The organism is Microbispora sp. KK1-11 (assembly GCF_006874435.1).
GTDB classification, from domain to species: Bacteria; Actinomycetota; Actinomycetes; order Streptosporangiales; family Streptosporangiaceae; genus Microbispora; species Microbispora catharanthi.
On the sequence record NZ_VIRJ01000002.1, the window covers coordinates 72778 to 94037 of the forward strand.

Here is a 21260-nt window from a genome sequence, read left to right on the forward strand (position 1 = left end):
CGGTCGCCCGCGCCCGCGCGGCGGCTCAGTCGCCCTTGTCCGCCACGCCCGCGGAGTCGAAGGTGGCGACCTCGTGCATGACCCGCGCCGCCGCGCTGACCAGAGGGTGGGCGAGCAGCCCGCCGGTTCCCTCCCCGAGGCGCAGCCGCAGGTCGACGAGCGGATCGAGGCCCAGGTGGGCCAGCGCGGCCGCGTGGCCGGGCTCGGCCGAGCGGTGCCCGGCCAGGCAGTAGCCGACCGCGTCGGGCGCGAGCGCGCCGGCCACCAGGGCCGCGGCTCCGGCGATCACCCCGTCGAGGATGACGGGCACCCGGGCCGCGGCGGCGCCGAGCACGAAACCGGCGATCGCCGCGTGCTCCAGGCCGCCGACCGCCGCGAGCACGCGCAGCGCCTCGTCGGGCCCGTCGGGTACGGCTTCCGCCTCGGTGATCCCGTTGGCCCGCAGGCCCCGCCGTACGATCTCGATCTTGTGCTCGTAGGTGGCGTCGTCGACGCCGGTCCCCCTGCCGGTGACCGCGGCGGCGGGCCTGCCGGTGAAGGCGCAGATCAGGGCGGCCGACGCGGTGGTGTTCGCGATGCCCATGTCGCCGGTTACCAGACAGCGCCCGCCCGCGTCCACCAGGTCGCGGGCCACCTCGATCCCGGCGGTCAGGGCGGCGGTGGCCTGCTCCCGCGTCATCGCGGGCCCCTGCGACAGGTCGGCCGTGCCGTACGCGACCTTGCGGGCGAGCAGCCGGGGCGCGGGCGGCAGGTCGGCCGCGACGCCCACGTCCACCACGGTCACCGAGGCGCCCACCTCGGCGGCGAAGGCGTTGGCGACCGCTCCTCCCGCCGTGAAGTTGGCCACCATCTGCGCGGTGACCTCCTGCGGCCAGGGGCTCACCCCCTGCGCGTGCACGCCGTGATCGGCGGCGAAGATCGCCAGGGCGGCCGGGACCGGGAGCGGCGGCGGGCACGTCCCTGCGATGCCGGCGAGCCGCACCGCGACGTCCTCGAGCACCCCGAGCGAGCCGCTCGGCTTGGTGAGCCTGTCCTGGTGGGCCCTGGCCTCCGCCATGGGGCCGGGCTCGACCGGACGGATGGCGTCGATCGTCTCGCCGAGGGACGTCATGCTCTCTCCTTCTGCGCGCCGGCTACACCGCGCTGGCGACTCCGGGCTGGGCGAGCGGCCCGTCCGGCGCATCGCCGCGGGGCTCCTCCCCCGCCTCGCCGCGGCCGGCCACGCCGATCATGCTATCGGCCTCGATCTCGCCCTCCGTTTCCGGTTCCGGCGTCTCGGCGTCGAGCGCCTCCACGTCGAAGGCGTCCACGTCGAAGGCGTCCACGTCGAGCGATTCCAGCTCCAGAGGCGCGGGGGTGAGAGGCTCAGGGCTCAGCGGCTCGGGGCCGGCGTCCCGGGTCGTGTTCAGCCGCGCGGCGATGGCGGTCACGAGGCCGGCGCCGTTCTCGGCGCCCGGGCTCGCGTCCTGCGTACGTGCCGCGGGGAACGGCCGGGTCACCGCCAGCACCGTGGACGGGCGGCGCGCGGCCGGCGCCGAGGACTGGCCGCCCCCGGCGAGCGCCTCCTCATACCTGTCGATCACCACGTCGGCGAGGCCCTCGCAGTCGCCGATCACCTCGGCGCAGCGGATGTCGAGGCCCTCGTGGTTGGCGCCGTACGCCAGCGCCTGCGCCCAGATGCGTTCGAGCACTCCGCCGGCGAACAGGACGTACGGCAGGACGATCACCCGCTTGGCGCCGAGCCTGCGGCAGCGCTCCAGCCCGCCCGGCACGCCGGGGCGGGTGTGGGACACGTAGGCGGTCTCCACGGTCAGCAGGTCGGGGGCGTGGGTCTCCCAGAACAGCCGCGAGACCCGGTGAACCTCGGCGTTGACGGCGGGGTCGGTGGACCCGTGCCCGACCAGGACGACCGCGGTCTCGCCCGGCGCGATCTCGGCGGGCGGCTCGTCGGTCACGAACCGCGGCATCTCCGCGCGGGCGTCGGCGAGCCGCTCCGCGAGCAGCTTGAGCACCCGCGGGTCGGGCCCGAGGGGGCGGCCGAGGTCGTATTCGAGCGTGGGGTGCCGCTCCTGCTCCAGGGCCATGGTGCCGGGGATGTCCCCGAGCGCGCGCCGGTCGCCGGTCAGGCTCAGCGGCACCGCGATCAGGTGGTGATGCCCCCGGGCCACGAGTGAGGCGATGGAGTCGCCGAGCGGGGGGCGGGCGTTCGTGATGAAGCCGCCGCTCACCTCGGCGGGAAGCCCGTCAAGGCGGCAGCGAAGGCGGTGAACGAACCTGCCGAACTCGGCGACGCCGGTCTCATCGTGGGTGCCGTGGCCGATGAGCAGCAGCGGCGGTTTCATCTAGCTGATCTCCCCTGCAGTTGACCTGCGTGTCGTTCACAATCCCCCGCCCCGTCCGGGCCGGCGCCGCCCGTGCGCATGCGGGGGACGGGGTCTCCCGCTTCTGGACGCGCGCTCACCGGCCGGCGGGAGGTCACGGCTGGCGAGGATAGCCTTCCGGCCCCCAATCATGGTGGCCACTTGACCGTGCGCACAGCGACTAGGGGGATTCTTTACCTATTGCCAGGAAATTTCCCCGTTGAGCATGCCGAACAGGACGGCGTCGGCCCAGCCCCCGGGGATCGGCAGCGCCTGCCGCATGATGCCCTCCTCGATGAACCCGGCCTTCCTCGCGACCGCCTGACTGGCGCGGTTGCCCGTCGCGACCAGCAGGTGGACCCGGTGGAAGCCGAGGTCGAACAGGTAGACCGTGGCCAGCTGCGTGGCCTCCACCGCGTACCCCCTGCGGCGGGCCCACGGGGCGATCCAGTACCCCAGTTCGGCGTCCCCGCGTTCGTGGTCCTCACGCTGCACGCCGATGGCTCCGGCGAGCCGTTCCCCGTCCTTCGGCTGTATCGCGAAGTTGCCACCATAGCCGGGGCCGTTCGCGTGCGCGAGCCGGGTGCACCACTCCAGCGCGCGCTCCAGCGTGTAGCCCTCGGCCCACGGCATCCAGCGGGCGATCTCGGAGTCGCCCTTCACCGCGTCGACGACGTCGAAGGCGTCCTGCCGGGCGAACGGCCGCAGGACGAGCCGCTCGCTCTCGATCCTGCGGCGCGGGACCCACCGTTCGTCACCGCGCAGCCGGCCGAAGACCACCAGGTCGTGCGGGCCGTCGTCTTCGAATCCCGCGCCGCGCAGGAGTCCCTCACGGGTGAAGCCGGCCTTCTCCGCGACCCTGATCGACGCGAGGTTGTCGGAGTTGGCCCGCAGTTCGATCCGCCTCAGCGGGCCCTCCCCGAGCAGGCGGCCGACGAGCCCGCGGACCGCCTCGGTCGCGTATCCCCGGCGGCGGTAGGCGGGGTGCACGCCGTATCCCACCTCCGCGGTGCCCACGCCCCACTGGGTCTTGAAGACGCTGATCGACCCGACCACGCCGTCCCGCGCGTGCATCGCGAGGTGGATCCCCTGGCCCGAGCGCCACAGCTCGTGCACGCCGTAGGACAGCCACTGCGCGATCCCGGACGCGTGTCCGGGCGCGCCCGGCGGCAGTGCGGTGGAGTACGCGCCGTCCTCGATGATGGCCCGCACCTGGCCCGCGTCCCCGGGGCCGAACGGCCGCAGGATCAGCCGTTCGGTGTTGATCGTCAGCCGCTCGTCGAACAATGCGTCACTCCATCACATAAGCGGATTTTTCGCCCGCCGCAGATTATGTGGGGCACGGCCTCACCGCTCCCGATGTTTGGGGCAGGCGGTCCGGGTACGAGGCACGACAGTGACCCTAATCGGGAGGTGAGGTCATGAGTATCGAACGCGGCAGCGCCAAGCACGGCCGCCGGCTCGACGAGCAGCAGAAGCACGAGACGCAAGGCCTCGTGCAGGGCGCCGGAACCACCCGGGCCGAGGAGTGGCGCGAGCCCGAGCCGACGCAGCAGCCCGAGGAGGACATGTCGCCGCCGCGCCGGCAGCCGCCCGGCCGCGAACCCGGAACGCCGCTCGGCATCACCCCCGCAGACGTGGAGCGCCGCAGCCACCTCGCCACCTGGCTCAGCGACGCCGGTTTCCCCGCCGATCCGGCCAAACTGCTCGCCCACGCCGAACGCAAGAACGCCCCCGACGCCGTGATCGACGCCGTACGGCGGCTGCCCGAGATGAGGTTCCACAACATCGGGGAGGTGGCGGAGGCACTCGGACTCGGAGTGGAACGGCAGCGCTGGTAGGGAGGGCCCGTGAGACTGGACTTCATCCGCGGGCTGTACGAGCGGGGCGGCCCGTACGCCTCGGTATACGTGGACACCGACCGGTCCTCCGAGGGACCGGCCAATGTCATCCAGCGGCGGTGGGCCAATCTCAGGGACCGGCTCACCGAGGAAGGAGCGCCCGCCTCGGCCCTCGACCCCATCGGCGAGCTGATGCTCGATCCCGTGTGGGCCGCGCCCGGACGCGCCGCCTTCGCCAGGGAGGGCGAGGTCGTGCTCACCGAGCCGCTCGCCACCCGGCCGCGCCGCCAGACCGCGCGGTGGTCGCCGCTCCCCCACGTGGTGCCGCTGCTCGCGCAGCGCGGCGAGCACGTCCCGCACGTCGAGGTGCTGGCCGACCGGACCGGAGGCGACGTCGCCGTCGTGGCCGACGGGCAGCGGCGCGAGCTGACCGTGGAGGTCGCGGAGGGGCCGATCCAGAAGACCGGAGCGGGCGGCTGGTCACAGCGGAACTTCGAGCGGGAGGTCGAGGAGACCTGGCGCCGCAACGCCGTGGCCGTCGCCGAGGTGGTGGAGAAGGAGGCGCACGGCATCGGCGCGGAGGTCGTGGTGCTGGCCGGCGATCCCAAGGCCCGCGCGCTCGTGACCGACTACCTCGCCAAGGACGTCGTACGGCGGCTGACGGTGGCCGAGCACGGCAGCCGCGCCCCCGGCGCCGACCTGGACCACTTCCGGCAGGAGGTCGAAGCGGCCTGCCGGGCCTGGACCGAGCGGCGCTGCGAGGAGCTGCTGAACACGTACGCGGCGGGCAACGCCGTGACGGGTCTGGCGGAGACGGCACGCGCGCTGCGCGAACGGCGGGTGGGCGCGGTGCTGATGCACGACGACCCGTCCTCCACGGCCATGATGTGGATCGGGCCCGAGCCCACGCAGTTGTCCACCGACCCGGCGGAGCTGGCCGCCTGGGGGGTCGAGGAGCCCATGCGGGAACGCGCGGACGCCGCCCTCGCGCGGGCGGTGGCCGCGACGGACGCCGAGCTGTGGTTCGTCCCGCGCCTGGAGTCACCCGACGGGATCGGCGCGCTGCTGCGTTTCTGATCCGGAGGCTCAGGTCACGATCAGCACTTCGAGCGTGCGGGGGCCGTGGACGCCCTCGACCCGGTTCAGCTCGATGTCGCTGGTCGCCGAGGGGCCGCTGATCCAGGTCAGGGGCCGCGCGGGGGCGAGCCGGGCGACCGCGTCCGGCACCCCCGCGACGACCTGGGCGGCCCGCACCACGCACAGGTGATAGTCGGGCACCAGAGTGAGCGCCCGCCGGCCCTGGCCCGGCCCGGTGTCGAGGACGATCGTGCCGGTCTCCGCGATCGCGACCGCGCAGGTGGTGAGCACGCCGTCCACGGCGTCGAGGTCGGCGGCGCTCAGCGGCGGTTCGTCGGCGACCGCCTCCACGTCCGCGGCGGCGAGCCATGGCGAGGGGAACCCGGCGGGCACGACGACCCGCCGCGCCCCGCGCCCGGCGAGAGACAGCGCGACGCGCTCCGCCACGCCCGCCTCGTCCACGAGGTGGACCACGGAGCGGTAGTCACGCACCCGCTCCTCGAACAGACGGATCTCGCCCGGCGTCCGCGAGGGCCCTCGGTAGGCCCGGGTGATCTCGACGTCGGGCACGCCCGCCAGGGCGCGGCGGACCCGGGCGAGGATCAGGTCGCGGGAGCTCATCGGCGTCCTCCGTCCGTGCGGTCCCACCATGCGCGGAACGACTCCTTCGGCACCTCGGGGAGGTCCCTGGTGTCGGTCCAGCCGCCGAGCGGCCCGGGCAGCCTGCGGGGCACGAGCCGGCGCAGCCGTCCCCCGGCCCGCTGCAGGCGCGCCAGCCGTCCCGACCGCTCGAACACCCATCCGGCCGCTGCCATCCCGGCGCGCTCCGGCCAGGGGTGGCGGGCCCGGGCCCGCAGGTCCACCAGTACGGACGGGATGTCGATGGCCACCGGGCAGACCTCGTAGCAGGCGCCGCACAGCGAGGAGGCGTACGGCAGCGAGCGGTCGAGCTCGGAGCCCATGCCGCGAAGCTGCGGCGTCAGGATCGCCCCGATCGGCCCGGGATAGACCGACCCGTACGCGTGGCCGCCCGCCCGTTCGTACACGGGGCAGACGTTGAGGCAGGCCGAGCAGCGGATGCAGCGCAGGGCCTGCCGCCCGACCTCGTCGGCGAGGACGCCGGTGCGGCCGTTGTCGAGCAGCACGAGGTGGAACTCCTGGCCCTCGGCGGCGCCGGTCCACGTCGAGGTGTAGGGGTTCATCCGCTCCCCGGTGGAGCTGCGGGGCAGCAACTGCAGGAAGACCTCCAGGTCGCGCCAGGTCGGCAGCACCTTCTCTATGCCGACCACGCTGATCAGGGTGCGCGGCAGGGTGAGGCACATGCGGCCGTTGCCCTCGGACTCCAGCACGACCATCGTGCCGGTCTCGGCGATCGCGAAGTTGGCACCGGAGATCGCCACCCTGGTCTTCAGGAAGCGCTCGCGCAGGTGGAGCCTGGCCGCCTCGGCCAGAGCCGCGGGGTCGTCGGTCAGGTCCTCGGGGGCGGGCCGGCCCCAGCCGGACATGTGCTCGGCGAAGATCTCCCGGATCTCGGCGCGGTTGCGGTGGATCGCCGGGACGAGGATGTGCGAGGGCCGGTCGTCGCCCAGCTGCACGATGAGCTCGGCGAGGTCGGTCTCGTACGCGGTGATGCCGTGCTCGAGCAGCGCCTCGTTGAGCCCGATCTCCTGGGTGGCCATCGACTTGACCTTGACGACCTCGGTCTCGCCCGTGGCCTTCACCAGCCCGGCGACGATCCGGTTGGCCTCGGCCGCGTCGGCGGCCCAGTGCACGTGGCCTCCGGCCGCCGTGACGGCCTCCTCCAGCTGCACCAGGTATCCGTCCAGGTTGCGGAGCGTGTGCTCCTTGATCGCCCGGCCGGCCTCGCGCAGCTCGGCCCAGTCGGGGGCCTCCGCGACGACGCTCGCCCGCCTGGCCCTGATCGTCCGAGTCGCCTTGCGCAGGTTGAACCGCAGCTGCGAGTCCCGCAGGGCTCTCGCGGCGTTGCGGGGGAAGGGCCGGGTCGGCGGCATGCCGAGGAAGGTGACGCTCATCGGACCCCCGCCGTCTCGGTGGAGCAGAGGATCTCGGCCAGGTGCATCACCCGCACGCCCGACTTCTGCCGGCCGAGCATGCCGCCGATGTGCATCAGGCACGAGTTGTCGGCCGCGCACAGCACCTCGGCGCCGGTGTCGAGGACGGCCCGCACCTTGTCGGCGCACATCGCCGCCGACACGTCGGCGTTCTCCAGCGCGAAGGTGCCGCCGAAGCCGCAGCACTCGTCCGCGCCCGGCAGCGGCACCAGTTCGAGCCCCTTGACCTGGCGTAACAGCGTCAGCGGGCGATCGCCCAGGCGGAGACCGCGCAGGGAGTGGCACGTCGGGTGGTAGGTGACCCGGTGCGGGAAGTAGGCCCCCACGTCGGTCACCCCCAGCACGTCGACCAGGAACTCGGTCAGCTCGTACGTCCTGGGCACGACCCGCGCCACCGCGTCGGCGAAGGGCCCGGACGGCCCGGCCAGCTTCGGGTACTGCTCGCGGATCATGGCCGCGCACGAGCCCGAGGGGACGACGACCGCGTCGTAGCCGCGCAGCGCCGCCACGCCGCGCCGGGCCAGCCGTACGGCCTCGTCCCGGTAGCCGGTGTTGGCGTGCATCTGGCCGCAGCAGGTCTGGGCGCGGGGGAAGTCGGCCTCGACGCCGAGGCGGCGCAGCAGGCGCACGACCGCCCGCCCGGTGTCCGGGAAGAGCGTGTCGTTGACGCAGGTGACGAACAGGGCTACCCGCACATGCCCTCCCGGCGTGTATGGTCAGACCAAATATGGTCAGACCATACATCCTGGTTCGCCCCCGGCGACACCGGCATCGAGGAGCCGAAGTGACCACCGACGAACGCCGGCGTCCCGACGCCCGCCCGCGCGCCTTCGAGGAGGTGCTCGCCCGCATCGAGGAGCGGATCGCGGCCGACGGCCTGACCGTGGGCGACCGGCTGCCGGGCGAACGGCAGCTCGCCGAGCAGCTCGGCGTGGGCCGGTCGTCGGTCAGGGAGGCGTTGCGCGTGCTGGAGACCCTCGGGGTGGTCGCGTCGCAGGCCGGGCGGGGCCCGGACGCCGGGGCGGTGCTCACCTCCCGCCCGGGGAACGCGCTCACCGACCTGCTCCGGCTGCACCTCGGCCTCGCCACGCTCTCGATGCGCGAGGTGATCGACACCCGGCTGATGATCGAGCAGTGGGCCGCGGCCCGCGCGGCGGCGGCTTCCCTGCCGGCGGCTTCCGCACCGACGACTCCCGTGCCGACAACTCCCGGGCCGGCGGCTTCCGCGCACACGGCGACGGCGCGGATGGCGGAGGCGATCGCGGCCATGGACGCCGCCCGCGATCCCGCCGAGTTCGTCGAGCACGACATCGCGTTCCACCTGGCCCTCGCGGAGGCGTCGGGCAACCGGCTGACCGTGGCGGTCATGGGCGCGCTGCGCGACGCCCTGCGCCGCTACGCCGTGGACGCGGTCGTACGGCTCGGCGACACCGACGGCCTGCAGGACGACCATCGGCGCATCCACCGGGCGATCGAGGACGGCGACGCCGGGGCCGCGGCGGCCGCGGTCGCCGAGCACCTTGCCCGCGCCTATCCGGAGTCTGGCCGGGATTCATAGAACGTGTTCTAATCACGCGTGTGGCCGATGATCTGAGACTCGGGCTGAACCTCGGGTACTGGCAGCGGAACGCCGACGACGCGACCGAGGTCGTGCGGACCGCAGAGCGGCTGGGCTACGAGTCGGTGTGGACCGCCGAGGCGTACGGCAGCGACGCGTTCACCCCGCTGGCCTGGTATGGCGCCAGGACCAGCCGCATCAAGCTCGGCACCAGCGTGGCCCAGCTGTCCGCCCGGCCCCCGGTGACCACCGCGATGACCGCGATGACGCTCGACCACCTGACCGGCGGACGGCTGCTGCTCGGCGTCGGCGCCTCGGGACCGCAGGTCGTCGAAGGGTGGTATGGCCGGCCGTTCGCCGCGCCACTCGCCCGCACCCGCGAGTACGTCGAGATCATGCGCAAGGTGTGGCGGCGGGAGGAGCCGGTGACCAGCCCCGGCCCGCACTATCCGCTGCCGCTGCCCGGCGGCCTCGGCAAGCCGCTCAAGCTGATCACCCATCCGCTGCGGCCCGACATCCCCGTCTACCTGGGCGCCGAGGGCCCGAAGAACGTCGCGCTCGCCGCCGAGATCGGGCAGGGCTGGCTGCCGCTGTTCGCCTTCCCCGAGAAGCTCGAGGCCATGTACGGCGACGCCCTGGCCGGCGCGAAACCGGGGTTCGACGTCGCCGCCATGGTCATGGTGGTCGTCACCGACGACCTGCGGGCCGCGCTCGACGGCGTGAAGATGATGCTGACGCTCTACATCGGCGGCATGGGAGCCAAGACCCGCAACTTCCACGCCGACATCATCGGCCGCATGGGCTACGCCGAGCAGGCCCGCCGCATCCAGGAGCTCTACCTGGCCGGCCGCCGCGACGAGGCGTTCGCCGCCATTCCCGACGAGCTGGCCGACGGCATCGCGCTCCTCGGGCCGCTCGGCCGCATCCGGGAGCGACTGGAGCTGTGGCGCCGCAGCCCGGTCACCACGCTGCTCGTCATGGGCCCCCGCGACGAGCCCACGCTCAGAGCCGTACGGGATCTGGTCCTCGGCTGAGCGCCGCCCGGTCGGCGGCAGCGGCGGCGAACGCGCGCACGAGCGGATGCGGCTGGCGCTCGGCCAGCTCGGGCTGGAACAGCGTGACCATATAGAAGGGGTGGCCGGGCAGCTCGGCCACCCGCGTCTCCCCCTCCTCGTCGTGGCCGGTGAAGCGCAGGCCGTGGGCCTCCAGGGTCTCCAGATAGGCGGGATCGGGGCCGTAGGAGCAGAAGTACCGCTCCACGGTCCGGTCGGCGCCGACGGTCCGCTCGGCGAGCGAGCCGGGGAGGAGCCGCACCGCCGCCTCGTGCCCGGCGAGGGAGCAGGCGAGCTGCCTGATCAGCGGGTTCGGGACGTCCGGGTCGTTCTCCGCGTGGCTCACGCTCAGCCCGCACACGTGGCGGGCGTACTCCAGCAGCGCGTGCTGGAAGCCGGCGCAGGTGCCGAGCAGCGGGATCGCGTTCTCCCTCGCGGTCCTGGCGGCCGTGATCGCGCCCTGCTCGCTGCGGTAGGGGCTGCCTGGCAGGATCCAGACGCCGTCGAACCCGCCGAGATCGGCGACCTCGTCGGTCCTGATCCAGTAGGCGTCCAGGTCCAGCCCCTCACGCTCGCGCAGCGCGTCGAGGATGAGCGGGATGCGGGTGTGGGAGCGGACGGCGGGTGACCGGTCGCCCACCAGCGCGATGCGGGGTCTCATGACCTCCATGCTGGCGACGTGCGAAGTTAATGACAAATGATGATTTCTGGGGTTCGCATAAGGGATGCTGATGCCCGTGGACCCTCACCTGCTGCGCACGTTCGTGACCGTGGTCGCCGAGGGGTCGTTCTCGGCCGCGGCCGACCGGCTCGGCTACACCCAGCCCGCGGTGTCCCAGCAGATCGCCGCGCTGGAGGCCGACCTCGGGGTGCCGCTGCTCACCCGCCGTCCCGTACGGCCGACCAGGGCGGGCGAGCGCCTGCTTGAGCACGCGGGGCCGCTGCTGCTGCGGCTGCGGGCCGCACGGGCGGACGTGGCGCGGCTGTCCGCGCAGCCGCGGACCCTCACCGTCGCCGCCGGCCCGCTCGCCCTCACGGCGGATACGGCGGCGGCGCTGGCCGGGGTGACGACGCTGCGCATCGCGGGCGCGGCGGCGGCCGTGGCGCTGGTGGCCTCGGGAGAGGCCGACCTCGCGCTGGCCGACGGCCCGGCCGCGCCCTCCGACCCGCTGAACCTCCCCGACGCGGGGCCGCTCACCACCGTCGGCGTACGGGAGGAGGAGCTGGTGGTCGTGCTGCCGGAGGGGCATCCGCTGGCAGGCCGGGCCGGCCTGCGGCTGGACGACCTGGCGGACGCCCTGTGGGTGGACGCGCCAGAGGTGATGCCGCTCGACCGCCTGCGCGCGGTGGGGCGGCTCGACGGGCTGCGGCCGGGCATCCGTTACGAGGGCCACGACCCGGCCGTCGCGGCGCGCCTGGCCGCGGCCGGGCACGGCCTGACCCTGCTGCCCGCGTCCGCCGCGGCGGGCGGGGTGCGGGTGCCGCTGGTCGCGCCGAGGATCGTCCACCGGGTCGAACTGGTGCACGCGGCCCTTCCGCCGGGCCCCGCCGCCGAGGTCGTCCGCGCGCTCACCTCCTGAGCCCTCCAGACCGCCGGCAGGACGGATGCTCATTCGTCGCGCAGCGGCACTTCGCGGGGCGACGGCCGTCAGCCGGACAGGTCGCCCACCGCGTCGGCGTAGTAGACCGACCCGCCGAGGTGGAAGGCGACCTGGCGCAGCGTCCAGCCCTCGCCCGGCGAGTGGTCGAGCTGCTCCGGGGTCAGCGCCTCCAGGCGGGCCGTCCAGATCCGGGCGAGCCGGGTGAGCCTGCTGCGGGCCTCGTCGAGGTCCTGCTCGGTGAACGGGGCGAGGTCGGCCGCAGTAGTGATCATGGACGCGTGCCAGTGGTCGGGCAGGGGCACGCGGCCGGCCAGCCGGTCCTCGATCTCCGCCAGGTGGTCCACGAGATGGTCGGCCACCCGGCGGACCGCCTTGTGCGGGGTGTAGATCCGATCGCCCGACGGCACCGGACGGCCGTCCCAGGCGGTCCAGGTCGCCGCCAGGCGGAGCACGTGGTCGATCATCTCGGTCACGACCCGCGCCGGCTCGCGGTCGTCGGTCAGCGGGGCGTCCGTCATGTGCGGCCTCCAGGGGTGCGAGGGGATGTGCCGGGCAGGCTATAGGCCCCCGGCATTTCGACGCCCGCCGAAACGTCCCGTCGCGCGTTTTCCGGAAATGAGCGAACCATTCGGAGAACCCGGGCGTTGGCATCGGTGAAAGGTCCCGGATATCACCGAGGAGATCGATGGACCTGTCCGATATCGCCGCGTTTGCGGTCTCCCTGCTCGCGCTCATCGTGTCTGTCGCCACGGCACTGCGGCAGACGGCGATGATGCGGCACTCGAATCAGCTCCCCGTTCTGGTCGAGCTTTTTCAAGAATTCCGGTCGACAGAATGGCAGCGCGCCGAGGCCTACGTCCTGGGACGCCTCAGAGCCGAGCACGACCCGGAGATCGGCTGCTCAGCCCTGCCGGACGAGGCGAGGATCGCCGTCAACAAGGTGATCGGATACTTCAGCGGATTCGGCTACTTCGTCTACAAGAAAATGGCGGCCGAAAGTCTCGTCGTCCCGCTGATCGGATATCGCGCGAGCAGGGCATGGGACGCCGTAGAGCCGTTCGTCCGGCGCGAGCGTGAGATTCGCGGATCCGACGACCGATACGCGGGCATGTTCGAGGATTTCGTGGGACGAGTCCGCGCACACATGCCGCTGCACACCAGTTATGGACTCCACCTCAAAACTCTCCCAGTGACCCCGAATCAGGTTCGAGCTGAAGAAGAGCCGCAAATGCCGTGAACCATCCTTCCCCGCCGGGTGGTCCCGGACCGGATTAGCGCGATCGCGGACGGGATAAGAGTGAGGCAGGTCACGCACCCGGCGCGGGGGGAGAACACATGCGGTCCACGTCGTCAGCGGTGAGCCGGGCGGCCGCCGGCGTGTACGCGGCCCTCGCCGCCCAGGTCGTCTCGGTGGCCGCGCTCGCCGTGTTCGAGGAGACCCGCGGCAGGCGGCTGGCCACGCAGATCGCGGCCTTCGGCGGCGATCCCGCCTCCCCCGCCGCCCGGACCGTCAGCGGCGCGGCGACGGCGTTCGCCGTGCTGGTCCTGGTGGTGATCGGCGCCACCGTGGCGTGCGCCGCCGCCTACCTGTCCTGGCTGCGGCGGGTGCGCCCGGCCACGCCGCCCGTCGCGCTCGCGGCGGCGTGCCTCGTGCCCGGAGTCAACCTCGTGATCCCGCCCTTCCTCGCCGACCTGGCCTGGCGCGAGGGCCCGGCGGGCCGCACCCGGCGAGGCGGCGGCCCTGTGCCGGGCGGCGACACTCTGCGAAGCGGCGGCATCGCGCGAAGCGAGCCGTACGGCGGCAGGGACCGGACGCGGTGGCTGGTCGTCCTCGCCTGCTGGTGGGTGAGCTGGCTGGCCGCGCTCGGACTGGTGTTCGCCGGCCCGGCCAGGGACGGGCTGACCGGCCTCGGCACGTCACAGGCCGCCGCGGTCGCCGTCGCGGCGCTCCTGTGCGCCTCGGCCGTCCACGAGGTCACCGCCCGGCACGCCGGCGCCGGACGGAAGCGGGCGGTGCGGCCCGCCGTCCGGCCGCAGGTCCGCCTCGGCCACGGCGAACGGCCGTCCGGCATGCCGGCGGCACCGGTGACACCGGCGGCACGGGTGACACCGGCGGCATCGGCGGAAAGCCGGGCAGGCGCCGCACTGACGGACGGCGGGGAGGATCACCGGGCGGGCGGCGGTCCCGAGCTGCCGGAGCTGGCGTGCCAGAGCCGCCGCTGGGGCGCGGACGGATGGCCGGGGAACCGCCCCTCGCGTACGGCCGGCGGGGCGCCGTTGTCGGAGTAGGGCGACACCCGGAAGCCGTTGCCGTACTCGATGGGCCGTCCGCCCACTCCCGCGCCGGGCGCAGGCACCTCGCTGATCACGGCGCGTACGGCGTCGAGCCCCTGGGTGCGCCACACGCGGTCGAGGTCGGCGAGGTTCCAGCAGTGGACGGCGCGCAGCGAGACGGCCCTGACCCCGGTGCGCCGCACCACTCCCCTGGCGGCGAGCAGCCACGACCCGAACACGGTCGCGGCCGTGTGCGCCTGCACCGACTCGAAGAACGTCAGGTCGATCGGGCCGGTGGAGTCGTCCAGGGTGGTGAAGATGACCCGCTGCCCCGACCGCACGGCGGGCGTCTGGGTGGCGACCTTCACCCCCGCGACCAGGATCTCCGCACCGTTGCGCTGCCGGAGCAGATCCCTGGCCTGTGTCACGCCGAGCGCGTCGAGCAGGTCGCGGTAGAAGTCCATGACGTGGTGGCTCACGTCCATGCCGAGGATCTCCAGCTCGGCCTCGACGGCCTCGGCCTCGGTCATCTCCGGCAGCTCGCCGGGCGTGACCCGATCGGTGAACCCCATCGGAAGCTGCCCCGCCGCGCCCACCGGAGAGCCGCGGTCGAGCGCGCCGACCTGGGCGATCAGGTCGCGCCTGGTCAGCCGTCCCGGCCGCCAGCGCGGCTCCCCCGGCCGCAGGCCGTGCAGGGCGTCGAACCCGCCGACCTCCACGATCCGCTCGGCGACCGGCCGTGAGGGCCGGGCCCGCTCCCAGAAGTCGGCCAGCGAGGTGTAGGGCCGGGCCGCCACCATGCGGTCCACCTCGGCCTCGCTCACCCCGCGGACGGCCGAGAACGGCACCCGCAGGCCGTACCCGCGGCCGAACTCCCCGGGCCCGTCCCCCGCCGGACCCGTACGCTCGACCAGCCAGGTCTTCCCCGAGTGGTTGACGTCGAGGGGCAGGACGTCCACCCCGCACTGGCGGGCCTCGTCGAGGATGACCCGGCTCGGGTACATGCCGGGGTCGTGGGTGAGCACGCCCGCGAGGAACGCGGCCGTGTGGTGCCGCTTCAGCCAGGCCGACTGGTAGGTGGGCAGCGCGAACGCCGCCGCGTGCGCCTTGCAGAACCCGAACCCGCCGAACGCGTCGAGCACCTTCCACGCCCGCTCGACCACGTCGGGGGCGTAGCCGTTCTCCCTGGCGAGCGGCACGAACCAGGCGCGTACGGCCTCGCGGCCCTCCGGCGTCCCGAGGGCGCGGCGGGCCCGGTCGGCCTCCGACAGCCCGGCCCCGGTCATGATGTCGATGACCTTCATGACCTGCTCGTGGAAGACGACCACCCCGTTGGTCTCCCTGAGCGCGTCGCGCAGCGACTCGTGCGGGTAGCGCGCCTCGCGGAAGCCGTGCCTGGTCTCCAGATAGGGCGTGACCATGTCGGAGTTGACCGGTCCCGGGCGGAACAGCGAGATGTCCACGATCAGGTCGTGCATCGTGCGCGGCTCCAGTTTCGCGACCAGTTCGCGCTGCCCCGGCGACTCGATCTGGAAGCAGCCGATCGTGCGGCTGAGGCGGATCATGTCGTAGGTCTCCCGGTCGTCGCGCGGGACGGCGTCCAGGTCGATCCGCCGCCCCTCGACCCGCTCGACCTCCTGGAGGGCGTAGGCGAGGGCGGACTGCATGCGCACGCCGAGCACGTCGAGCTTGAGCAGGCCCGCCTCCTCGACGTCGTCCTTGTCGAACTGCGACATCGGGAACTCCAGCAGGCTCCGCTCGACCGGCGTGCGGTCGCGCAGCGTGGAGTTGCCGACCAGCACGCCGCAGGGGTGCAGCGCGATGTGCCGGGGCAGCCCGTCGAGCCGCTCCGCCAAGCGGAACACGGTCTCCAGCGACCGGTCGTTGAGCCCGCTGTCGCGCAGCTCCGGCAGGTCGGACAGCGCGGCCCTGATCTGCCTGGCCCGCACCTGCGGGAACGCCTTCGCGATGACGTCGATCTCGTGCGGCGGCAGGCCCATGGCGGCGCCGACGTCCCTGATCGCGCTGCGGGCGCGGTAGGTCTCCATCATCGACACGCAGGCCACCCGATCCTCGCCGTACCTGTCGAGGATCGCGCGGTAGCAGTCGAGGCGGCGGGCCGACTCCACGTCGATGTCGATGTCGGGCAGGCCCTTGCGGCCCTCCGACAGGAAGCGCTCCATCAGCAGGCCGTGTTCGAGCGGATCCACCTCGCCGATGCCGATCAGGTAGTTGACCAGGCTGCCCGCCCCCGAGCCGCGGATCGCGCACCGCACGCCCATCGCCCGGATCATGTCCGTGATGCCGGCGACGGACGTGAAGTAGCCCGACAGCCGCTTCTTCTCGATGACGTGGAGTTCGGCGGCGAGCCGGTCGCGGGCCTCGGCCGAGCGCTCCAGGCCCCGCCGGGCCAGCCCCTCCTCGCAGCGGCGCCGCAGCAGGGGCACCGGGTCCTCGCCGACCTCCGGCAGGTGGAGCCTGGGCCGCTCGGGTTCGAGCAGGGGCACGACCTCGACGGGGTCGAGCACGCATCTGCCGGCCACGCGGCGCGTCTCGGACAGCAGCCGCGCTGCCCGGCCGGTGTCGCCGCCGCAGATCCGCGCGGCCACCCGCGCCATCTCGGCGCCGTCCTTCAGGTACGCGTGGGCCGTGGGGTCGTCGAGGTGCCGCCCGTCGAGGGGCACCAGCTTGCGCGCCGCGTCGAGCACGTTGCCGACCTGGTGGTCGGCGGCGTCCAGGTAGCGGACCGCGTTGGTCAGCACGACCGGCACGCCCATCGAGTCGGCCAGCCCGATCATCCGGGCGGCGATGTTCGCGTCGCGGTAGCCGTACAGGTCGGACACCTCGACGACCAGGTCGGGGACCACCGCGCGCCAGGCGGCCAGCAGGGCTCTGGCCTGGTCGTCGCGCCGCTCGGCCACCGCGCGGCCGACGCCGGAACGGGGCCCGAGCAGCACGGTCAGCCGCGGCCCGCCGTCCGGGCCGGTCGCGTGCTCGGCCACCATCCCCGGCGTGACGTACGGCGCGCCGCGCTCCCCCACCTGGTGGGCGGCCGTGACCAGGCGGCACAGCGAGGCCCAGCCGTCCGAGCGCGCGAGCACGACGACCCGCGCCGGCTCGGCCGCCGTCCCCCGGCCGTGTCCGCGCCCGTGTCCGTGCCCACGCCCGGGTCCATGCCCGTGCCCGGGTCCGGTGCGGCGGCCGGACGGCAGGCCGCCGCCGAACAGGTCGTCCGGCGTGGAAGAACCCGGCGTGGAAGAGGCGCCGTCGAGGGCGAGATCGACCCCGACGACCGGGCGGACGCCCCGCTCGTGGCAGGCGATGACGTGCTTGATCGCGCCGTAGAGGCCGTCGCGGTCGGTCAGCGCCAGCGTGTCCATGCCGTGCTCGGCGGCCCGCCGGACGAGGGCGGCCGGGAACGCGGTGCCGTACCGCAGCGAGAAGGCGGACGCCACGTGCAGGTGGGCGAAGGCGTGCGTCACAGGCGCGCCCCCGTCCGTCCCCCGGTCCGTCCTCCAGCGGCCCGTCCCCCGGTCGTCGTGGGAAGCTGGAGCGTTCCCATCAGTCCCAGGCCCTCAGCAGGAGCCAGCCGCCGCTGGCGGTGTCGAAGCGCAGTTCATAGGTCCCGACCTCCTTGCCGGCCGCGGCCCCCACCCGCCAGAAGCGCCGCTCGCCGGGATCGGCGTCCGAGGTCTTCCACCATTCCCTGGCGACCACCCAGTGGTCCTGGATCTCGCGGACGGTGTAGAGCCGGTCACGCCAGACGAACTGAGCAGGGTGCCCGCCCCGGACCCACACCTCGATCGGATCGCCGTAAAGTCTGCTCAAGACTCCTTCTCCCTGTGGCTTCGTGGCCACCCGGGGGAAGACGGGCGGATGATTCGGGCAGAATCGCCGCTACTTCGAACATACGTTCCCAGCGGGGTGAACGCAAGTCGGCGCGGCCCGTTTCCGGGAGCGAAACCCCAGGAAGCGCCTCCGCCGGCGGATCACTCGCCGAGCCAGATCCCGCCGCCCCGGTAGGGCGGCCCCTCTTGTTCGGTGGCGTCCGCCACCGCCGCCCAGACGCGCGCCGTCCCCGGCCCCCTGACGACGGCCGCCACCCGGGTGTGCCCGAGCGGACCCGCCGGAAACGTCCCGTACGTCCACCGGCCGCCCGACAGGTGACCGACCGCCGTGTTCCACTCGTTCTTCGCGTAGAACAGCCAGAACCCGCCCCGGCCGTCGGCCTCCAGTCGCAGGTGAGGGTCGAGCTCGGGCTCCGTCGGCAGACTGTAGCTCCAGCGTCCGTTCTCCCGCCGCAGGAACAGCGTGCGGCCGCAGTAGGTCACGTCCTCCTCCTGGGTGCCGCAGACCCACGCGACCCAGCCGACGGCCGCCACCCTGCCCGACTCGTCCACCGCGAGGTCCACGAGCTCGGAGAGCTGGCCGCGGTGCAGCGCGGGGACCGCGGGGAGCGGGACCGTGCTCCAGGACCAGCCGTTCCACCGGGCGACGGCGGCCCGGCCCCGGATGGAACCGGCCGCCCAGACCTCGCCGCCGGGCAGGCCGTCCACGTCCTTGGCGACCAGCGGCGGCCGTGTCGTGCGCCAGGCCCTGCCGTCCCAGCGCCGCAGATCCGACCAGGAGCTCCAGGGCTCCTCCGCACCTCCCGCCCCGTCCAGGAAGTTCGCCTTCTGGATCACCCAGACGTCGCCGGGAGCCGCCGCGTGCACCCGCTCCGGTTCCGCACCCGGGCCGGGCGCCGCCGTCCACCTCCGCCCGTTCCAGTGCGCGGCGGTCTTCTCGTCGAACAGCCACATGTCGCGGTCGGACGAGGCGGCCACGGCACGCGGCTCGGACAGCGGCGGGGCCGGAACCTCGCGCCACCGCCCGCCGTCCCCGCGCAGCAGCAGCGGCGCGTTCGTCTCGGGCCCGCACGCCTCGGGCACACGCGTGCCGGCCGCCCACACGGTGCCCTCGCGGGTCACGGCCAGGCCCGTGATGCGGTCGCGGTAGTCGTAGTAGGCGGCGCGCCACCCGCCGCCCCGGACCGGGCTCGGCTGCGGCGTCGGCGAGCCGGTCGGGCAGGAGGGCGACGGCCGCTCCCGCGCGGCGGCCGTGGCGGCCGCGGCGTCGGTCTCGTTCCAGGTCTCGAGATCGCGAGGCGTGGTCGACGCGCACGCCGCCGGCAGCACCATCGCGGCCAGCGCCGCCGTCACCCGCAGAATCCGCGTCCGCATATCCGTAGGACGCGGCGGGCCCGCATCCGGTTCTGCCGAACCCGTCTGTGCCGGCCGTGCCCCCTGGGCTCAGCCCGCGCGCTCCGCGTAGGCGGCCAGCAGCTGGGCCTCCGCGGTGTCGAAGTACGCGAGCAACTCCCGCTCGGCCCGCTCGTGGTCGCCGTCGATCAGCAACGTGGCGATGCGCGCGTTGTCTTCCAGGTAGGGCTCGTGGAAGGTCCTGAGCTCGCCCATCACGTGGAAGGCCAGCCGCAGCTCGGCGAGCAGGCGCGCCATGGTCTCGTCCACACGGGGACTGGCGAGCAGCGCGGCGATCGCGCGGTGGAACCGCATGTTGGCGGTGCCGACGGCCGCCCAGTCGCCGCTCTCCGCTGCTGTCCGGCCCTCCTCGACGTGGCGCCGCACCTCCGTCACCGCCTCGGACGGGGCCGTGACGGCCGCCCGTACGCCCGCCGTCTCCAGGATGCGCCGCATCGCGTAGATGTCGGCCACGTCGGCCGCGGCGAGCTTGCGGACGAAGACACCGCGGTGCAGCTCGTGCACCAGCAGGTTCTCGTGCGACAGCAGCCTGAACGCCTCTCGGAGGGTGTTGCGGGAGACGCCGAGCAGGTTGCCGATCGTCTCCTCCGACAGGCGGGTGCCCGGGGGCAGGGAGCCGTCGATGACGTTCTCCCGCAGGACGTCGGCGACCAGTTCGGCGGCGCTGGCCCGATCGAGCACCGGCCGAGCCGCGCTCAACCGTGCCGCCCAGTCCGCCATAGCCGTCATCGCCGCAACCCCTTCTCGACCGCCGGATCACCCCCAGCTTAGGCCGCGGCGTGTCGCCGGAATCCAGCGATCACCATCGGGCTTCGCCCGATCACACCCAGGTGTGGCGGAGAAGTAACCTACAAGAGGCTTGATGACTTGTTGAACAATCCTCTAGCTTCCAGGGGAGGTGAGCAAAGGAGTCTCGCATGGACCGACCCCCCGGCACCAAGACGGCTTCACCCGCGGGCACCACGAGCGGAGGGCGGCGCTCGGCGCTGCTCGGCGCGATGTTCCTCATGGCCACGAGCGCCATCGGCCCCGGCTTCATCACTCAGACGACGACGTTCACGGCGCGGCTCGGCGCGGCGTTCGCGTTCGTGATCGTCGCTTCGATCCTCGTCGACATCGCCGTCCAGCTGAACGTCTGGCGGGTGATCGGCGTCTCCGGGATGCGCGCCCAGACGCTGGGCAACCGGGTGCTGCCCGGTTCCGGATATCTCCTGGCCGTCCTCGTGGCCTTCGGCGGCCTGGTGTTCAACATCGGCAACGTCGGCGGCGCGGCACTCGGCCTGAACGCCCTCGCGGGGATCGACGTCAAGATCGGCGGCACGGTGTCCGCCCTGATCGCCGTCGCCATCTTCCTCAGCAGGCGGGCCGGGGTGGCCGTCGACCGGATCGTCGTCGTCCTCGGCGTCGTGATGGTGGCGCTGACGCTGTACGTGGCGATCGTCTCCCACCCGCCGGTGGGCGAGGCCCTGCGGCAGACGGTCCTGCCGGACACGGTCGACTTCCTCGCCGTCACGACGCTGATCGGCGGCACGGTCGGGGGCTACATCACCTACGCGGGGGCGCACCGGCTCATCGACGCGGGCGTGACCGGGCCGCGGAACGCCGGGCGGATCTCCCGCGGCTCGGTCACCGGCATCCTCGTCACCGGAGTCATGCGGGTGATCCTCTTCCTCGCCTCGCTCGGCGTGGTGGCCGGAGGATTCCGGCTCGCCGCCGACTCGGCGAACCCGGCCGCCGACATCTTCCGGAGCGCGGCGGGCGAGCTGGGCCTGAGGCTGTTCGGAGTCGTCCTGTGGGCCGCGGCCATCACCTCGGTCATCGGCGCCTCGTACACGTCGGTGTCGTTCCTCGCCAGCTTCTCGCCCCGGACGGACCGCTACCGCTCATGGATCACGGTGGCCTTCATCGTGGTCTCGACCGCGGTCTTCCTCCTCCTCGGCAAGGCTCCGGCCAACCTCCTGATCCTCGCCGGAGCGCTCAACGGCCTCATCCTGCCCGTCGGTCTGGCGGTGATCCTCTGGGTCGCCGCACGCCGTCGTGATCTCATGGGCGGGTATCGCTACCCTGTCTGGCTGCTCGGCATCGGTGTACTCGCCTGGGCGCTGACCATCTACCTCGGCTGGAACTCCCTCAGCGGGATCAGCGCGCTCTGGAGCTGACGTGC

General features: G+C 73.4%; 19 protein-coding genes. 7 read left to right on the forward strand and 12 right to left on the reverse strand.

Annotated features, from left to right (window positions below; genetic code table 11):
• Positions 1-25 precede the first annotated feature (25 nt).
• The 3 genes from cobT to FLW16_RS03240 all read right to left on the reverse strand — a co-directional run bounded on the left by cobT (position 26) and on the right by FLW16_RS03240 (position 3647).
• Positions 26-1111, reverse strand: coding sequence for a nicotinate-nucleotide--dimethylbenzimidazole phosphoribosyltransferase (gene cobT, locus FLW16_RS03230; RefSeq protein ID WP_142557459.1), 1086 nt, complete (start codon positions 1109-1111; stop codon positions 26-28).
• Between the two features lie 22 nt (positions 1112-1133).
• Positions 1134-2342 carry a sirohydrochlorin chelatase gene (locus FLW16_RS03235; protein ID WP_260614831.1) on the reverse strand — a complete coding sequence of 403 codons (1209 nt, stop codon included), beginning with the start codon at positions 2340-2342 and terminating at the stop codon, positions 1134-1136.
• 216 nt (positions 2343-2558) lie between these two features.
• On the reverse strand, positions 2559-3647 hold the full coding sequence (locus tag FLW16_RS03240) for a GNAT family N-acetyltransferase (protein WP_142557461.1): 1089 nt from the start codon (positions 3645-3647) through the stop codon (positions 2559-2561).
• Between the two features lie 134 nt (positions 3648-3781).
• Here FLW16_RS03240 and FLW16_RS03245 point away from each other — a divergent pair, with 134 nt between their 5' ends.
• Positions 3782-4201, forward strand: coding sequence for a DUF2795 domain-containing protein (locus tag FLW16_RS03245; RefSeq protein ID WP_142557463.1), 420 nt, complete (start codon positions 3782-3784; stop codon positions 4199-4201).
• 9 nt (positions 4202-4210) lie between these two features.
• On the forward strand, positions 4211-5278 hold the full coding sequence (locus FLW16_RS03250) for a Vms1/Ankzf1 family peptidyl-tRNA hydrolase (RefSeq protein ID WP_142557465.1): 1068 nt from the start codon (positions 4211-4213) through the stop codon (positions 5276-5278).
• A gap of 9 nt (positions 5279-5287) precedes the next feature.
• On the opposite strand, the gene FLW16_RS03255 is transcribed toward FLW16_RS03250, so the two are convergent.
• Genes FLW16_RS03255 through FLW16_RS03265 form a run of 3 tightly spaced genes read right to left on the reverse strand, consistent with a single transcriptional unit; the run spans position 5288 to position 8045 of the window.
• A complete protein-coding gene (locus FLW16_RS03255; protein WP_142557467.1) occupies positions 5288-5899 on the reverse strand; it encodes an LUD domain-containing protein in 612 nt (203 codons plus the stop codon).
• Complete coding sequence (locus FLW16_RS03260; protein WP_142557469.1) at positions 5896-7311, reverse strand: lactate utilization protein B; 1416 nt, start codon at positions 7309-7311, stop codon at positions 5896-5898. Before FLW16_RS03260 ends, FLW16_RS03255 begins: the two co-directional genes overlap by 4 nt.
• Positions 7308-8045: a (Fe-S)-binding protein gene (locus FLW16_RS03265; protein ID WP_142557471.1), complete on the reverse strand. Its 738-nt coding sequence runs from the start codon at positions 8043-8045 to the stop codon at positions 7308-7310. The genes FLW16_RS03260 and FLW16_RS03265 overlap by 4 nt, the downstream gene beginning before the upstream one ends.
• Positions 8046-8134: 89 nt before the next feature.
• On the opposite strand from FLW16_RS03265, the gene FLW16_RS03270 reads away from it, so the two are divergent.
• Both FLW16_RS03270 and FLW16_RS03275 read left to right on the forward strand, forming a co-directional pair.
• A complete protein-coding gene (locus FLW16_RS03270) occupies positions 8135-8908 on the forward strand; it encodes a FadR/GntR family transcriptional regulator (RefSeq protein ID WP_260614832.1) in 774 nt (257 codons plus the stop codon).
• 20 nt (positions 8909-8928) lie between these two features.
• Positions 8929-9942: an LLM class F420-dependent oxidoreductase gene (locus FLW16_RS03275; RefSeq protein WP_142557475.1), complete on the forward strand. Its 1014-nt coding sequence runs from the start codon at positions 8929-8931 to the stop codon at positions 9940-9942.
• Here FLW16_RS03275 and FLW16_RS03280 read toward each other — a convergent pair.
• Positions 9911-10621, reverse strand: coding sequence for a glutamine amidotransferase-related protein (locus tag FLW16_RS03280; RefSeq protein ID WP_260614833.1), 711 nt, complete (start codon positions 10619-10621; stop codon positions 9911-9913). The two genes, FLW16_RS03275 and FLW16_RS03280, sit on opposite strands and share 32 nt — an antisense overlap.
• Before the next feature lie 70 nt (positions 10622-10691).
• Between FLW16_RS03280 and FLW16_RS03285 the strand changes: the two genes are divergently transcribed.
• On the forward strand, positions 10692-11540 hold the full coding sequence (locus FLW16_RS03285; protein ID WP_260614834.1) for a LysR family transcriptional regulator: 849 nt from the start codon (positions 10692-10694) through the stop codon (positions 11538-11540).
• A gap of 68 nt (positions 11541-11608) precedes the next feature.
• Here FLW16_RS03285 and FLW16_RS03290 read toward each other — a convergent pair whose 3' ends face one another.
• On the reverse strand, positions 11609-12079 hold the full coding sequence (locus tag FLW16_RS03290; RefSeq protein WP_142557478.1) for a hypothetical protein: 471 nt from the start codon (positions 12077-12079) through the stop codon (positions 11609-11611).
• Positions 12080-12246: 167 nt separating this feature from the next.
• Between FLW16_RS03290 and FLW16_RS03295 the strand changes: the two genes are divergently transcribed.
• Entirely contained in the window at positions 12247-12798 is a 552-nt protein-coding gene (locus FLW16_RS03295) for a hypothetical protein (protein WP_142557480.1), read from the forward strand.
• A gap of 928 nt (positions 12799-13726) precedes the next feature.
• Here FLW16_RS03295 and FLW16_RS03305 read toward each other — a convergent pair.
• The 4 genes from FLW16_RS03305 to FLW16_RS03320 all read right to left on the reverse strand — a co-directional run bounded on the left by FLW16_RS03305 (position 13727) and on the right by FLW16_RS03320 (position 19825).
• Positions 13727-17317: a DNA polymerase III subunit alpha gene (locus FLW16_RS03305; protein ID WP_142557484.1), complete on the reverse strand. Its 3591-nt coding sequence runs from the start codon at positions 17315-17317 to the stop codon at positions 13727-13729.
• Between the two features lie 79 nt (positions 17318-17396).
• Positions 17397-17663 (reverse strand): DUF6504 family protein, encoded by a 267-nt coding sequence (locus tag FLW16_RS03310; protein ID WP_139576521.1) that lies wholly within the window; start codon positions 17661-17663, stop codon positions 17397-17399.
• Between the two features lie 161 nt (positions 17664-17824).
• The gene (locus tag FLW16_RS03315; RefSeq protein ID WP_142557486.1) at positions 17825-19057 is read right to left on the reverse strand and encodes a hypothetical protein; all 1233 of its coding nucleotides are present in this window, start codon (positions 19055-19057) and stop codon (positions 17825-17827) included.
• 69 nt (positions 19058-19126) lie between these two features.
• Complete coding sequence (locus FLW16_RS03320; protein WP_142557488.1) at positions 19127-19825, reverse strand: GntR family transcriptional regulator; 699 nt, start codon at positions 19823-19825, stop codon at positions 19127-19129.
• Positions 19826-20013: 188 nt separating this feature from the next.
• Between FLW16_RS03320 and FLW16_RS03325 the strand changes: the two genes are divergently transcribed.
• Positions 20014-21255: an NRAMP family divalent metal transporter gene (locus FLW16_RS03325; RefSeq protein WP_142557490.1), complete on the forward strand. Its 1242-nt coding sequence runs from the start codon at positions 20014-20016 to the stop codon at positions 21253-21255.
• Positions 21256-21260: the final 5 nt, after the last annotated feature.